General features: G+C 58.9%; 21 protein-coding genes. 4 read left to right on the forward strand and 17 right to left on the reverse strand.

Features of this window, described 5'->3' with window-relative positions:
* Positions 1-71: 71 nt before the first annotated feature.
* From KYK33_RS04640 to KYK33_RS04710, 15 genes are all read right to left on the reverse strand, one after another.
* Positions 72-530: a phage virion morphogenesis protein gene (locus tag KYK33_RS04640; protein WP_224432169.1), complete on the reverse strand. Its 459-nt coding sequence runs from the start codon at positions 528-530 to the stop codon at positions 72-74.
* On the reverse strand, positions 512-982 hold the full coding sequence (locus KYK33_RS04645) for a phage tail protein (RefSeq protein ID WP_224432170.1): 471 nt from the start codon (positions 980-982) through the stop codon (positions 512-514). Before KYK33_RS04645 ends, KYK33_RS04640 begins: the two co-directional genes overlap by 19 nt.
* Complete coding sequence (lysC, locus tag KYK33_RS04650; protein ID WP_224432947.1) at positions 957-1,208, reverse strand: Rz1-like lysis system protein LysC; 252 nt, start codon at positions 1,206-1,208, stop codon at positions 957-959. The genes KYK33_RS04645 and lysC overlap by 26 nt, the downstream gene beginning before the upstream one ends.
* Positions 1,093-1,566 (reverse strand): Rz-like lysis system protein LysB, encoded by a 474-nt coding sequence (gene lysB / locus KYK33_RS04655; RefSeq protein ID WP_224432171.1) that lies wholly within the window; start codon positions 1,564-1,566, stop codon positions 1,093-1,095. Before lysB ends, lysC begins: the two co-directional genes overlap by 116 nt.
* A complete protein-coding gene (locus tag KYK33_RS04660; protein ID WP_224432172.1) occupies positions 1,556-2,026 on the reverse strand; it encodes a hypothetical protein in 471 nt (156 codons plus the stop codon). Before KYK33_RS04660 ends, lysB begins: the two co-directional genes overlap by 11 nt.
* Complete coding sequence (locus KYK33_RS04665) at positions 2,016-2,837, reverse strand: N-acetylmuramidase domain-containing protein (protein ID WP_224432173.1); 822 nt, start codon at positions 2,835-2,837, stop codon at positions 2,016-2,018. The genes KYK33_RS04660 and KYK33_RS04665 overlap by 11 nt, the downstream gene beginning before the upstream one ends.
* Entirely contained in the window at positions 2,834-3,142 is a 309-nt protein-coding gene (locus KYK33_RS04670) for a phage holin family protein (RefSeq protein ID WP_224432174.1), read from the reverse strand. The genes KYK33_RS04665 and KYK33_RS04670 overlap by 4 nt, the downstream gene beginning before the upstream one ends.
* A 1-nt stretch (position 3,143) precedes the next feature.
* Positions 3,144-3,404, reverse strand: a complete 261-nt coding sequence (locus tag KYK33_RS04675; protein WP_224432175.1) for a hypothetical protein — start codon at positions 3,402-3,404, stop codon at positions 3,144-3,146.
* Position 3,405: 1 nt separating this feature from the next.
* Positions 3,406-3,768: a putative holin gene (locus KYK33_RS04680; RefSeq protein WP_224432176.1), complete on the reverse strand. Its 363-nt coding sequence runs from the start codon at positions 3,766-3,768 to the stop codon at positions 3,406-3,408.
* Positions 3,769-3,777: 9 nt separating this feature from the next.
* Positions 3,778-4,008, reverse strand: coding sequence for a TraR/DksA C4-type zinc finger protein (locus KYK33_RS04685; protein ID WP_224432177.1), 231 nt, complete (start codon positions 4,006-4,008; stop codon positions 3,778-3,780).
* A 2-nt stretch (positions 4,009-4,010) separates the two neighbouring features.
* The gene (locus KYK33_RS04690; RefSeq protein WP_224432178.1) at positions 4,011-4,214 is read right to left on the reverse strand and encodes a tail protein X; all 204 of its coding nucleotides are present in this window, start codon (positions 4,212-4,214) and stop codon (positions 4,011-4,013) included.
* Complete coding sequence (locus KYK33_RS04695) at positions 4,214-4,684, reverse strand: head completion/stabilization protein (RefSeq protein ID WP_224432179.1); 471 nt, start codon at positions 4,682-4,684, stop codon at positions 4,214-4,216. Before KYK33_RS04695 ends, KYK33_RS04690 begins: the two co-directional genes overlap by 1 nt.
* Before the next feature lie 105 nt (positions 4,685-4,789).
* On the reverse strand, positions 4,790-5,539 hold the full coding sequence (gpM, locus tag KYK33_RS04700) for a phage terminase small subunit (RefSeq protein ID WP_224432180.1): 750 nt from the start codon (positions 5,537-5,539) through the stop codon (positions 4,790-4,792).
* A 9-nt stretch (positions 5,540-5,548) separates the two neighbouring features.
* Positions 5,549-6,580 carry a phage major capsid protein, P2 family gene (locus KYK33_RS04705; protein ID WP_224432181.1) on the reverse strand — a complete coding sequence of 344 codons (1,032 nt, stop codon included), beginning with the start codon at positions 6,578-6,580 and terminating at the stop codon, positions 5,549-5,551.
* Positions 6,581-6,591: 11 nt separating this feature from the next.
* Positions 6,592-7,416: a GPO family capsid scaffolding protein gene (locus KYK33_RS04710; protein ID WP_224432182.1), complete on the reverse strand. Its 825-nt coding sequence runs from the start codon at positions 7,414-7,416 to the stop codon at positions 6,592-6,594.
* Between the two features lie 148 nt (positions 7,417-7,564).
* Here KYK33_RS04710 and KYK33_RS04715 point away from each other — a divergent pair, with 148 nt between their 5' ends.
* Positions 7,565-9,328: a terminase ATPase subunit family protein gene (locus tag KYK33_RS04715; protein ID WP_224432183.1), complete on the forward strand. Its 1,764-nt coding sequence runs from the start codon at positions 7,565-7,567 to the stop codon at positions 9,326-9,328.
* On the forward strand, positions 9,328-10,404 hold the full coding sequence (locus KYK33_RS04720) for a phage portal protein (RefSeq protein ID WP_224432184.1): 1,077 nt from the start codon (positions 9,328-9,330) through the stop codon (positions 10,402-10,404). Before KYK33_RS04715 ends, KYK33_RS04720 begins: the two co-directional genes overlap by 1 nt.
* Before the next feature lie 367 nt (positions 10,405-10,771).
* On the opposite strand, the gene KYK33_RS04725 is transcribed toward KYK33_RS04720, so the two are convergent.
* Positions 10,772-11,668: a hypothetical protein gene (locus tag KYK33_RS04725; protein WP_224432185.1), complete on the reverse strand. Its 897-nt coding sequence runs from the start codon at positions 11,666-11,668 to the stop codon at positions 10,772-10,774.
* 328 nt (positions 11,669-11,996) lie between these two features.
* Here KYK33_RS04725 and umuD point away from each other — a divergent pair, with 328 nt between their 5' ends.
* Positions 11,997-12,419 (forward strand): translesion error-prone DNA polymerase V autoproteolytic subunit, encoded by a 423-nt coding sequence (umuD, locus tag KYK33_RS04730; RefSeq protein WP_224432186.1) that lies wholly within the window; start codon positions 11,997-11,999, stop codon positions 12,417-12,419.
* Positions 12,416-13,696 carry a translesion error-prone DNA polymerase V subunit UmuC gene (umuC, locus tag KYK33_RS04735; RefSeq protein ID WP_224432187.1) on the forward strand — a complete coding sequence of 427 codons (1,281 nt, stop codon included), beginning with the start codon at positions 12,416-12,418 and terminating at the stop codon, positions 13,694-13,696. Before umuD ends, umuC begins: the two co-directional genes overlap by 4 nt.
* On the opposite strand, the gene KYK33_RS04740 is transcribed toward umuC, so the two are convergent.
* A complete protein-coding gene (locus tag KYK33_RS04740) occupies positions 13,668-14,108 on the reverse strand; it encodes a hypothetical protein (RefSeq protein WP_224432188.1) in 441 nt (146 codons plus the stop codon). The two genes, umuC and KYK33_RS04740, sit on opposite strands and share 29 nt — an antisense overlap.
* Positions 14,109-14,439: the final 331 nt, after the last annotated feature.

Genomic DNA, 14,439 nt, shown 5'->3' on the forward strand with positions numbered 1-14,439 from the left:
TTGTTTTGGGCAATGGCGAGTAAGGCGAGCTGCGGCCAGTGTATCCACGACGGATACACTGGCGGCGATGATTACAGTCCGTGACTGAGGTGGGCGAGCAGGGTGGTTTCGAGTTGGTCGAGCTCTTGTTCGGTGATGCCAAGCAGTTCCCGCGTCGGATAGCGGATATCGCGGCCCTTGATGCGGTCTTTGAGGCCGTAGTGGTGGATGGTCGCCAAGCGCCGTGCCGTGCCGACAAATTCAACCACGGCTTGCGAGGGGGTGGCGCTGGCTTTTAACCATGTTTTGCTGCTGATTTTGAAGAACATTTTTCGTCGCAGACGGCCCCGGCCTTTTTTCAGCTTGGGCTGTGGCTTGCGCTGGGTCATAGGGCTGCCATCCGGCTGGATGTTGGTACGGATCCGGCTTGCCTGGCTGTCTCGTAATGTGCGCGCCATTTCCCCGGCTAACTGGCGGCGTGCTGCTGGCTCCAAGCTGGCCAAGAGGCCATCTGCCCACTGGGTCAGGCGACTCAGGTCGTCGCTGGCCATGGTTGATGCTCCCCGTTGATAAACAGTTCCCAGGTGATGCCGTCATCGGGGTCTTCCGGCGGCTCTGGCAGGTGCTCCCAGCCAATCCCCTGTTCGTTTTGCCACACCCTGACCCGCTCGGTCAGTTTGACGGTGATGATGAGGTCCATCAGATCGTTGGCGAGGTATTCGGCCTCGAAGGTGATGCTATCCTTGCGCCGCTCGTCGTTGGTCATCAGCTCGGGCTGATGTTGGCGTAGCCAAGCCAGCAGCGGCACCATGATCTGATCCGGATGACCGGCAAAGTCCTCAATGCCGATGGTGAGCGGGTATTGCCACTCGAACGAGAGCGAGCTGGCGCCGGTGCTTTCGACATTACCCGGGGCAATGAAGAGGTGCAGCTTGTCCGGGTCAGTCTTGAGGTGCGGCACGCAGCGGGTCAGCACCTCACGGATTTGCTTTGGCTTTTCCATTATCTCTCCCGTTCTGGTGGCGTTGCTGGCAGGTGATGAGGCTGTCGACTTGGGCTGCGCAGGCTGCCCAGGCGGCCTCGGTCTGGGTTAACTGGTCGAGCAGGTCACCGTTATTGGCCGGACTGGCCGGTGGCAACTGGCAGGGGATCAGGCCCTGACAGGTGAGCCTGATAATCTGCGGCGCCGGTGAGGGCGGGGCGCTGGAGCAGCCTGATAACAGGATCAGGCAGAGGGCTATCAGCCCAAGTCCGAAGTTCAGCATTTTCACGTTTGAGCCTCTTGATGGTGTCGGCCCGGGTGGCGGCCGTGATGGTCAGATCGCCGAGCTGGTGCTGCAGCTTTGCGGCGGCTTCTGCCTGGGCGGTCAGTTCGTCGGTGAGGGTGTCGATGGCCCCGTCCTTGAGCTTCTCTCGCCGATCGGCCTCGAGGGCCTTGTCGTTGGCGGCGTTGAGGTCGCTTTGCAGGGTGGTGACCTGGCCCTTGGCGGTTGCCGCCGAGGTGGCAGACCAGCCCCATCCAGCCAAGGCGACAGCCAGGGCCAGCAGCAACCAGGTGAGGGGGGAGCGCAGCAGGTTAGTCAGCACAATCAATCCCCCAGAAATCCATCGGGATCGAGTCGTCACGAAGGTGAGAGTGACAGGGCATGATGATGATGGTGTCGACGTGGGTCTGATACGTCTGCATCAACTTGGCAATGGGGCGGTCCCCCGTTGGCTTCATCAAGTTAAATGGCGGCCTTGGCGTGGTGTAGTAATACCCATTGGGGCGGATCTTAATAACGCTCTGGTTTTGGAACCAGTCGAACTCGTCATACATCCAGATCACATCAGGGTCTGCATCGAGTTCGGCAAACCACTCTTTTGTGTTCAGGTATTTGTCACCGCTAACCTTTGCTCCCGGACACCCCTTTTGCAAAAGGGCCATCATAAAGCGGTTATTGCTACAGACGATCACCACCCTCTTGCCCTGGTCTATCAACTGGTTCGCTGTCGCGATAAGCCGTTCAGTTTTCCCCGTCATCCGGCCTGTGATTTCAATGTGCATCCGCCACCTCCTTCACCGGGTAGACCTTGGCAAAGTGGTCATATGCCTTGGCCAGCTTGGTGTCGTAGTCGTTTTCTTTGTAGGCTGGGCCGTTGTAGCGGCGGGCAAAGTCGGCCCATTTACGACCCTGCAGGGCCTTGTGCATGGCGGCGTCCTGCTGGATGAAGCGGCACAGGGCGTTGAGGTGTTCGACCTCGCTGCGCTGCATGGCGGCCTGCCAGTCACCGGCGGAGGCAAAGCCCAGGGTCTGCCAGTGGTAGCCCATGATCTGGAACATGCCCCAGCTGGCCGATTCGATGGCGGCATCCCGATGCAGACTGATGGCCAGTTGCAGTCGCTCCCACTCTGCCGCGCCGCCCGCGTAGCCGCCGCGTTTGAGGTTGACCAGGTTGGGGTAACTGGCAGCCAGCTGGTCGGCGGCGGCTTTGCCCAGGTGCTTGGTGAGCTGCTTGTAGAACACATGCCGCTCAAACAGCACCACGGGGCGCATGGCGTTGGTGAAGCCTTCGCCGATGCTCTCGACCTGGGCGACCGTGGTCATGGTGGCGAGCGGCAGCGCCAGCAGGTCGGCCCCGGCCTGCATGTCGCCGATGCGCAACTGGTTGCCGCGCTCGCTGCCGAGCAGGGCGGCCAGGGTGCGCGGACCCGCTTTACCGATGGCGGCGATCATGTGGTCTCGCTGGAAGGCGAGCAGGGCGTGCTCGGTGGCGCCGCCAAACCAGCCATCAGGATCCACCGGATAACCGGCCTTGGTCAGGCGGCGCTGCAAGTCGGTGACGCTGGTGCCGGTATCCCCTTTTTTGAGGCTCATGGCTGAAATCTCCCGTTCAGGTGGCTGGCGGTGGTTGGTTGCTGGCGGCGGCGCGGCAGCAGGCGCATGACTGACCCCCTCGACCCGAGCAGAGCGGTCAGCACCACGGCGGCCAGCAGGACGGCGGCGGGATCCGGCGATGGCAAGACACCCAGCATGGCTCGCAATGGCACGGAACCGGCTGCCACTGTGAGGACCCATGCCAGCAGGGCTGGCAGGGGGCGGTAGTCGCCCCCGTTGCGGTTGAAGGTAGCCAGTCGCAGGGCGATGGCGGCGCAGATCATGGCGTAGAGGATGGTCAGCATGTCAGCCCCCTTTGCAGACTTGGCGCTTACGCCTAGCCCATTTGATGAACAGGATTACCACTCGCGCCAGTTCAATAACGAACGCGCAAATTACTGCTTTCCCGAAGGTGCTCATCGGGTCGAGAGGGGCTCCGTTCAGAAACTCAATCAACATCAGCCACAAGCAGATTGCGGCCAATATCAATGCTGATTTCTCACCAATTTTCAGGAGTACTTCCAGCCACTTGACCAGAGAGAAAGCTGTCTTTTCCCGTTGGTTCATGTCAGCCCCCTTTGCGGAGTTTGAGCAGGTCTTCCGGCGTTTTACGCAGGATCCACTGCAACAGGTGGACGGCCAGGGCTGAGGCCAGCATGGCGCCGACGGCCCTGGGGACTTCGACACTGAGCGGCAGGACGCTGGCCAGCATGGCGGCAACCAGCGGGGCAGCCAGGGCGCCCGCCACGAAGGCGGCAACGAACAGGCTCGCCTTGCGCAAGTTGCCGAGCTCGGCGGTGGTAGCGATGAACACCAGCGCCCCGGCGAATGCTCCGAGCAGGACGCCGGGGTCAACGCCCGGGAACAGTGACAGCAGCGCCAGACCGGTGAGGGTGCTGGTTGCTGCACTGGATGAGATCGGTTCTGGCATCGTGCTCTCCTATCGTTTGCTGCCGTAGTGGCGGGCGGTTTGGAATTCGGTGATGGTTTGGCAGTCGGTGCAGCGCTCGCAGCCCCTGACTGCCTCGCGGCGCTCCTGGGGGATTGGGCTGTCGCAGTCGATGCAGTAGTGCGGGCCGGTGCCACTGATGCGGGCGGCGTGGATGCGGGCAGCGAGTTGCTGCTCGCTGATGTCGGCCAGTCGTTCGAGTTCGTCGTCGAGGCGGCTCATGGTCAGTTCCATAGCTGGATCAGCGGCTGCTCGGCCTGGGTGGGGGCCGCTGGCATTGTGATGAGGGTTCCGGTCGGGAGGATGGGGCCGAGCGAGGCCAAACCGGGGTTGAGGTTGAGCACTTGCTCGGTGATGCCTGCGGTGTAGCCGTAATGCCGATACAGGATGAGATCGAGGGTGTCACCCTGCTGGCTGCGCAGCTCCATCAGATGAGCTCCACGGTGTTGTGGGTGGTGCCGAGGATGTCGCGGATGGCAAAACGGGCATCCCGGTAAAGGTCATCCGAGCTGATGACTTTGGCATCTGCCCCTTTGACGCCGTCACCGGTGGCGCTGTAGTCGGTATACCGTTCGAGCAGGTTGGCACGGGTCATGGCGTAGACGGCGCGCCGATAGCTGTGCAGGTGCAGTGATTCGCTGTCGATGACCTCGCTCGGGACGCTGGCCAGGGTGGTGTGACCTTCTCCCTGGCGGGCGCTGCGCCAATCCGTCAGATCGCGATTGACGCTGGTGACAGCATCGATCACGGCATGCTTGAGGCGGGCCGTGGTCACTGTGCCATCGAGCCGGACTGTTTCGCGCAGGTCAGGCAGCGAGATCGCTGGCCAGAATGGGCCGCTGTCTATTTCCCCTTCTTCTGGCTCGGGGGGTGCTTTGGCAATGAATCCGGTGCTCATGGTGCTCCTGTGTGGGTCGGCCGCTGGTTGGGCGGTGGTCGGGCCGTCTGGTATGCCACTGGCATTCGTCAGGCCCGAGCCGCCCAGGGTGCGGGGTACGCTCGGTTAGCTGGCCTCGCCGGGGGCGGGGTCAGGCTGTTCGGTGGTGACAGGTTCAGGGACTGCCGGTTCGGCTGATGGTTGGGGGGCGCTGGTGCTTGCGGTGGCCTCCTTTTTCAACTCCCGTTCGAGCACTTCCAGCTCTTTCTTGATGCCGACCTTGTCGTACAGTTCAAGCGCCCGACGGTAGTGCTCTGCGGCATGCTCTTTGAATCCTTCTGCCAGTGCGGCTCGGCCCACGGCCTTGTGCAGCTTGGCGTGAACCTGATCGAACATGTCTGAGTCTCTCAGTAGCTCGATGTAAGCGCAGAGCAGGCCATAGCTTGGGCCGGTGCCTGCCTCTTGCAGCTTGATGGCGGTGTCGGCCACCTCTTCGGCGATCAGGGTGGGGGCGGTGCGGTCGTACTGATCCGGAGTGCTCAGGCCATGGCGGATCACGTAGTCGGCCATATTGAATGCCCCTTCCAGATCGCCGGTGTCGAGGTGCCAGAGCATGACGGTCACCAGGACGTCATCTTGCCCGCCTCGGTTGGCGGTCAGCAGGCCATCAATCCAGGGTTTGTAGACGGCCAACATGGTGCGCTTGGCGTCGATCTTTCGCTCGATACTCTGGATGCCCTTGAGGGTGCGGCGGTGTTCGGCCAACTGCATCAGCTGGAGTTCGTAGGCATTGGCACGGACCTGGTCGAACTGGGGACTGGCCGCCCCTTGCAGGGCGGCCAGTGCTCTTTCACGGTGGCGACGGGCTGGTGTCATGCTACCTCCTTATGCGCCGGGGGCCGGGTTAGGCCCGATGACGATGTTTTCGACCAGGGCGACGCAGTCGTAGTCCTCGACCACGTAGGCATCGTTGGAGCTTTCGTAGTTGACGATGCGGTTACGCTTGGGCTCTTCCTCGATGTGGCGGCGGCGGGCACCGTCCTGCCAGTAGATGGAGAGGTTGCTGAGCTTGGTGATCAACAGGGCGTTGTCGGGGAAGAAGGGGACGCGCACGGCTTTGAGGCCACCGATCTGCTTCTGGCTCACCAGCACCTGACCGGCCAGCTTGTTTTGGTTATCGCTGGCGTCGTTGATGATGGGGAAGTATTTGTCTGACAACAGCTTGCGGCCGCAGATGACCACCAAGTCGGTATCGTCCTGGAACCATGGCTTAATCAACTCATTGACGGCGTCGAACACCAGGGCATCAAGATTTTTGTAGTCGCCATCGGTGGCATCCACGTAGATCTTGCTGCTGCCCTCGGTGCCTTCACTCATGACCTGGGCCGGGGCGTCCGTGCGGATGTGCTTCAACCAACCGATGTTGACGTCTTGCAGCAGGGGATTGGCAGTGCGATCTGTGTCGGGTGCCGCACTGGTGCCGTGCCAGCCAATCATGATGCGGTCCAGCCCCTGACGGGTGATGATGGCGTCGCGGATCCGGTGCTGGAAATCGGGGAACTTGGCCCATGAGTCGAGCTGGGCGTAGCCGATCATTGTGTCGTAGTTGGTCTGGGCGCACTCGTAGTTATGGTCGTACAGCGCAGCCGGGTTGTTGGGCTGACGGTCCTTGGTGTCTGTGTTGGTGCGACCCGCGATGGTGCTGCTGATACCGATGCCGACCTTCTGCCCTTTGAGTTCATCCACCGGCACCATGTTGATCATGGAGAGGAAGGCGACAGACTCTTGCATCTTGGTTTCCAGGGTCTGTTGGACGCTGGGTTGCACGTTGAACTGCACCATGGCGCTGGTGATGGCGTTGATTTTGGCCACTTTGCCGGTGAATTCGTTGAACTTCTGGCGGGTTTCGTTACGCATGGATGGGGTCCTTAGCAGTCGGTTTCAAATGAGGTGCCATCGCCACCGGTGGCGGGCTGGCGCTTGTGGCTGAACTCTTCCTGGCCTTCCAGCTGGGCGGTGAGATCAGCCAGTGCTTTGGCGGTGGCTTGCTGCTGGCTGGTCAGTCCGGTGATGGTGGCGGCCTGTTCGGTGAACTTCTTCTGCATGCCGGTATCGAGGATGGTGACTTCGGTGGCCACGGCTTCGACGGCCTGGTGCACGTCGCTAAAGCCAGCGCCGGATTGCTTCTTGTGGGTGGAGAACAGCGCGGTGACCCGCTCCAGCAGGCCAGGGCCTTTTTCCTGCTCGTCTTCGAATTCGATGACGGTTTCGAGCCCTTCGGTGAACAGGCTTTCTTTGTGCTGCTTACGAGCAGCAAGCGGGGAGTTTTCACCCGCCCCGGCGCAGAACTGGAGCAAATCGGTGCCCAAGCTGGCCGGGCTGTCGGTGATAGCGAGCCCCGTCAGGTAGGCGCCTTTACCGTTGAGGTTGGGGTGGATCTCGACGGAGGTGTAGACCTTCTGGCGTTTCTTGTTGAGTTCAACCAGCGCCGGGGTTGGGTCAATCTGGACGAACAGGGCCAGACGTTTTTCGCCCTCGATGGTGACCTCTTCGGCCTTGGCTGCGGTGATGTCGCCATACATCTTGAACAGGCCTTCCGGATCGAAACCGCGATAGTGCTCCATGTTGACTCGGGCACCGTAGGTTTGCGGGTTATAGCGCTGGGCCATCTGCTCGACCCATTCGCGGGTGATGGTGCGGCCATCGGTCGTGCCCCCTTCGACGGCAACACGGAAAAACTTGGACTTAGCCATGGGTTGGGATCCCTTTGGTGATTGGGTGGTGATGTCGCGGTTATGGTCTGGGTGAGAGGCGGGATCGTGCAATCGGCGGCCAGTGTATCCACGGTGGATACACTGGCGCGGGCGTCAGGGTGCTTGTCTTGGTCGGTAGACTGGCGCCATGACTACAGCACCGTTACTTTTCCCCCATATCGAACCCAGACGGCAGGCCATGCACCTGTTCTTCCAGGGCTACCCACTGCGCGCCATTGCTGAATTGCTGCAAACGCCAGAGGGGACAGTCTCGACCTGGAAGAAGCGCGACGGCTGGGATGACATCAAACCCATTGACCGGGTCGACTTCGCCATCGAGGCGCGGATGTGCCAGCTGATCGCCAAGGAGGTGAAGGGCGGCGGCGACTTCAAGGAGATTGACCTGCTGGGCCGCCAGCTGGAGCGGATCGCCCGGGTCAACAAGTACAGCAACGGCGGCAATGAAACCGACCTGAATCCCAAGGTGGCGAACCGCAACAAGGGGCCGAAGAAGGCGCCCGAGCGCAATGTGGTGGAGCCCGAACAGCAAGAGCGCCTAATCGAGCGGTTCGAGTCGACCATGTTTGGCTATCAGCGCACCTGGTACGAGGCGGGCAAGCAGCACCGGATCCGCGATCTGCTCAAGTCGCGCCAGATAGGGGCGACCTACTTCTTTGCCTTCGAGGCGTTCATCGATGCCCTGGTGACCGGACGTAATCAGATATTCCTGTCAGCCAGCAAGGCCCAGGCCCATGTGTTCAAGCAGTACATCATCCAGTTTGCCAAGGAGGAGGGGGTCGAGCTTAAAGGCGACCCTATGGTGCTGCCGAACGGGGCGCACCTCTATTTCCTTGGCACCAACGCCCGCACCGCCCAGAGCTACCACGGCAATATCTACATGGACGAGTATTTCTGGATCCATGGCTTCCTTGAGTTTCGCAAGGTGGCGTCTGGCATGGCGATGCACAAGAAGTGGCGCCAGACCTACATCTCCACCCCATCCAGCCTCTCCCATCCCGCCTATGCGTTCTGGTCCGGCGCCAACTTCAACCGGGGCAAGGCCAAGGCTGACCGGGTCGAGATTGACCTGAGCCACACTAACCTGTCTGGTGGCAAGTTGTGCGCCGATGGCCAGTGGCGGCAGATCGTCACGGTCGAAGATGCGGTGTGCGGTGGTTGCAACCTGTTCGACCTGGATCAGCTGCGCAGCGAGTATTCCGATGATGAATACAGCAACCTGCTGATGTGCATGTTCATGGACGACACGGCCAGCGTGTTTCCACTGGCGATGCTTATGCGCTGCATGGTCGATAGCTGGGAGCTGTGGGATGACTACAAACCCTTTGCGATTCGGCCAATGGGCAACCGGCCTGTGTGGATCGGCTATGACCCGGCCAAGGGCGGCAAGGGTGATAGCGCCGGATGCGTCGTGCTGGCCCCGCCTGCGGTACCTGGCGGCAAATTTCGGGTGCTTGAGCGCCACCAGTGGAAAGGGATGGATTTTGCCGCTCAGGCCGAGGCCATCCGCCAGATGACGCTCCGTTACAACGTGGCGTATATCGGCATTGATACGACCGGGATCGGGGAGGGTGTTTATCAGAATGTGAAGCCATTCTATCCGGCAGTTACATCCATCCAGTACAACCCGAGCGTCAAAATTCAGATGGTGATGAAGGCGCTCGACGTGATGAACAAGGGGCGGCTGGAGTTTGACAGCGGTTGGAATGATTTGGCCGCCGCCTTTATGAGCATCCGCCGGGGGGTTACCGCTGGCAAGATGCCGACCTTTGAGGCCAGCCGTTCCGAAGAGACCAGCCACGCAGATATCGCCTGGGCAACCATGCACGCCCTTTTACATGAGCCACTGGCAGGCGCCAACGGCACCAATACCGGTTCTATGGAGTTTTTCTAATGAGCAAACGTCGCAATCGTCGCCCCTCTTTCAACCCGACACCGCCAGTGGTGGCAACCCAGCAATCCGGTGGCGAGGCCATCGAGGCGTTCACCTTTGGCGAGCCGGTGCCGGTCTTATCGCAGCGGGAGGTGTTCGATTATCTTGAGTCGATGCACAACGGCCGCTGGTATGAGCCGCCGCTCTCCCTCAATGGGCTGTCGCGGGTCTATCGGGCCGGGGTGCATCATGCCTCTGCCATCCAGGTGAAGCGCAACATCTTGCGATCGTGTTTCATCCCTCATCCGAAACTGAGTCTGGCGGGCTTCACCGGGTTGGCGCTGGACTATCTTATTTTTGGCAACGGCTACCTGCAGGCTGTGCAGAACAGGCTCGGCGGCGTGCTGCGCTATGACCATCTGCGCGCCAAGTACACCCGGCGCGCTCTGGATATGGCCACCTATTGGTGGATTGCCCAGCCTGGGCAGGAACAGGAGCTGCCCGCCGGTCGGGTTGGGCACGTGATGGAGAGCGACATCAACCAGGAGATCTACGGCATCCCCGACTACGTTGGCGGATTGAATTCGACCTTGCTGAACGAGTCGGCCACCCTGTTTCGCCGCCGGTACTATGAGAACGGCAGCCACGCCGGTTTCATCATGCACATCACGGACCCGCTGCAGAATGAGGGGGACATCACCAAGCTGCGGGAGGCGCTACGTCAGAGCAAGGGTCCCGGAAACTTCCGCAACCTGCTGCTCTATACCCCTGGTGGGAAGAAGGACGGGGTGCAGCTGATCCCGGTGGCAGAGGTAGCGGCCAAGGATGACTTCTTGAGCATCAAGAACGTGAGCCGGGATGACCAGCTGGCCACCCACCGGGTACCGCCCCAGCTGATGGGGGTGATGCCGAACAGCACTGGCGGGTTTGGCAATGTGACGGAGGCCGCCCAGGTGTTCGACGTCAACGAGATCGACAGCATCAAGGCCAGCCTGCTGGCGATGAACGACTGGGCAGGGGAGGAGATTATCCGATTCAATCCGTACAAGCTGGCCGCCGGTACCGAGCAGGCCGCCCAGGGTGATCAGCTGCGCTGACCCGGGCAACCCATCCCGACCACCCCGCCATCTGGCGGGGTTTTCTTTTGCCCCTCACCTGGTCGCATCAGCGGCCCGCTGCGGCATCGCCAGTGCGACCCACCCTTGCACCATCGCGGATCCTTCCGCGAGCACCCGGAGCGACTGGCGCAGCCTGCCGCCCCCCGGCCAGCACCGCCAGCGCGCAATCGGAACCCCGCCCCGCCTGCCCGCTTTATGTGTGGAAAATCATGCAGGTGAACGACCGGAGGCAGGGAGCGGCCCCCCGCGCCAGCACTGGCCGCGTGCGGGATATCGGATCCTTTTTGTGATCCTTCACTTTCCGTCAGATCCTTTCACTTTTGTCAATGCAAATGCATTCTTGCATTTAAGTTCGGTGTATTCGCTTGATAATCTGCACTGATTGCTCAAAGTTGTTTTTATAGAAATATGCATTTTTCTTATTCCATCTTTGTTTCCATGCTTCAAACTCCGGTTTATCTCCATCAAAACCAAAGTAGGTAACACTGCCTTTTATCTTACCTAGCAATGACCATATATGCTCATCCACTTCGTGTACCCGAACACCGACAATAAATATCTTTGAAGAACCGAGTACCTGCTGCTTCCACATGTTGTACTGATTATCAACGTAGTCAGGGCTAATAGTTACTTTCTTACCAACGGCAAACATAGCGATAGCAGGTGCCACACTATCCTCTAGCTCACATTTTTTGAGTGTATCCAATCTACCTAAAGGCTTTATTGGGGCTTGTATATCAGCACCTCCATTTCCATATATTTGGCAGTTTCTAAACATTCCTGTTGGGATGTCTGGCCAAAAGTTACTTGAACCATGAATTTTTAACAGCCTAACACCATCTTTTTGGCATGTTGATGAATAATATGTATGTAAACCGAGGCTTGCTGCTGACATCTCAAAAAGCAAGTCATAATTAAGGCTGCTATAGATTACTCGATTACGGCCTAAACTATTAATGAGGTCAATATATACATTTGAGCCCGTAGGAATAAAAGAGGCTAAGTATTCTGCCAATTCACGTTGAAATGACATTATATTGCCATTTGAATATTTGTCATATTCAGCCATGCCCTCTTCAAAATTATTGTTGAAAATTTCTTTTATGTAGTCTGGCAAGGCTGCTGCTGCACCATTTTTTTTTACCAAATCAGAGAACAGCCGATTACCCAATGGTGGTGGATATGGTTCCACACCGATACTGCCGAAGCTAGCTCCAGCTCCTAACAAAACAACTACTGCCATTAATACCTCCTTTAATGAAACCTTCCGGTTATTAGAAAACATTGAAGTAGCTGCAAACAGCCTTAACCATCAGCATTAGTGCAATGTAAAAAATCTGTCATTTTGGCAATTATCATCAGCTTTTGCTCCAGTTATATTGCGGGCATTGTTACGACAAGTATCAACAGTGCTCTCTTATGAGTCTTTCTTCCACGACATTTAGCTTCGATTTTGATCTCCAGCACACCGGCTGCATGTAATCAGAATGGTTGGACCCAAACGCCGAACGGTGATCCTCTCTGGGCTGCTTGCTATACTGTGTTTTTATACAGTTGCCGAGGTATCCCGTATGTTTGCTCAACTCACTCCCGATGCCCCCTTGTTGGAGCTACCCCTGTTCCTCTCCCCGGTGGCCTGCGGCTTTCCGTCGCCGGCGCAGGACTACACCGAGCAGACCATCGACCTCAATCAGTTGTGCGTTGCGCACCCGGCGGCCACTTACTTTGTGCGGGCGGCCGGTGACAGCATGGTCGACCACGGGATCCGCGATGGCGATCTGCTGGTCGTCGACCGCAGCCGCAAGGCCCGCCACGGCTGCGTGGTGGTCGCCGCGGTGGATGGTGAGTTCACGGTGAAGAAGCTGCAGCTTGAGCCATCGGTGGCGCTGCTGCCCGGCAACCGAGCCTATCGCCCCATCCATTTCAACGAAGGGCAGGAGCTGGAAATCTTCGGGGTGGTGGCCTTTGTTGTGCACAAGATGGATACCCCATGAACAAGCGCTGCGCTGTCGCCCTGGTCGATGTGAACAACTTCTACGCCAGTTGCGAGCGGCTGTTTCGCCCTGATTTGAAGGGGCGGCCCATCGTGGTGCTCTCCAACAACGATGGCTGCGTGGTGGCCCGCTCGGCGGAGGCCAAGGCGCTCGGCATCAAGATGGGTGTACCCTACTTCCAGATCCGCCAGTTCTTCGAGGCCATGGGTGGTGTCTGGTTTTCCAGCAACTACGCCCTCTATGGCGACATGAGCCAGCGGGTGATGACCATTCTGGAGGGGATGGCCCCTGCGGTGGAGGTCTACAGTATCGACGAGGCCTTTATCGAGCTGAGCGAGCGCTGGGCGGGCGACCTAGTGGCCTATGGCCGTCAAGTCCGCGAACGAATACAGCAGTGGACCGGGCTGACCGTGGGGGTCGGTATCGGCCCCACCAAGACCCTAGCCAAGCTGGCGAACTACGCAGCAAAGAAATGGCCCGCCACGGGCGGCGTGGTCGATCTGCGGGATGAAGCGCAGCGCGCTCGGCTGATGGCGATCACCCCGGTGGACGAGATATGGGGCATTGGCCGGCGGCTATCGGCCAAGCTGGAGGCGCAGGGCATCAAGACCGTGGCTGACCTGGTCGCCGCCGACCCCAAGGCGCTGCGGCGCCGTTATGGCGTGGTGGTTGAGCGCACGGTGCAGGAGTTGCGGGGGATTCCCTGCGCCGAGTTGGAACAAGAGGTCCAGGCCAAGCAGCAGATCATCTGCTCGCGCTCCTTCGGCGAGCGCATCACCGAGATCGGCCCCATGCACCAGGCGCTGGCCGGTTACATGGAGCGCGCCGCCGAGAAGCTGCGGGGGGAGGGGATGTGCTGCCGGCACGTGACCTTGTTCATTCGCACCAGCCCGTTCAGCGACCGGGAACCCTATTACGGCAATCAGGTGAGCACCAAGCTGGCGATGCCCACCCATGACACCCGGGCCCTGCTGGCCCTGATCCCCGAGCTGCTACCCCGCATCTGGCGCGACGAACAGCGATACCAGAAAGGGGGCGTCATGCTGGCCGACTTCACCCCCATCGGCATGCAGCAGGGCGACCTGTTCGCCGCACAGCAGCAATCCCCGCGCAGCGAGGCGCTGATGCAGGTCATCGACAAGATCAACCAGGGGAGGTTGGGGAAGGTCTACTTCGCGGCCAGAGGGATAGACAGCTCGGAGTGGATGATGAAAAGGGGGCAGCTCAGTCCGCGCTACACAACCGGCATCAGTGAGATACCGGTGGCGAAGGCATAATCCGTACCAAACGAGCCAATTTATGTTGGAGAGACTCTGGTTTTGGCGGTTTTGGCGGCGTTGGGTGTTTCGGTTGCTTTAGTGGCCTCTGCGCCCTAGGCTGCTTGGTCTGTTTTGGAGGTTTGGGCATCTTGGTAGGTTTCGGTTCCTGAGGCTTCATGAAATCATCAGGATGAATGCACAGCACTTTGATGAAGATCCGTTTTGGAGCTTTCCCCTTTTCCTTCAACTTGCTACAGGTCTTGGCTACCAACTCTACGCGCCGTAAAGTCCGAAGGTAGATCATCAGGTCAGCAGCCTGTGAGTTGGGGATCTTGAGTGCCTCAGCGACCTGGTAAAGATCGAAGAAGCCGCCATAAAGCAACCCCCATCCCGCAATCTTTAAAGCATGAGACTTCAGCTTACTTTCCATAAGCCACCTTGAAATAAGAGGGATGTCAAACCCTTGAGTCTGGCTAAAATCTGCTACTACAGTGCAAATCGTAAAGGAGCATTTTAGACAGCATGGACTCAGTTAACCTACAAACCTTACGCAGTAATGGCTCCAGGCTATTTTTGCTGCAATAAAGAGTACCGCTGCACAAGCAAAAAAAATAATTTAAATTTTCTATATCTGACTACCGGACTTGCAATTCTGGGAGTTGACGGAGTAAAGCCCGTTCATTGTGAGCAGTTACTAACTGTTGTTGTGACACCCACAATTTATCCACAGCCATCTCTCCATGCACATGTTGCAGAGCAGT

Source organism: Aeromonas rivuli (assembly GCF_020149575.1).
Classification (GTDB): Bacteria; Pseudomonadota; Gammaproteobacteria; order Enterobacterales; family Aeromonadaceae; genus Aeromonas; species Aeromonas rivuli.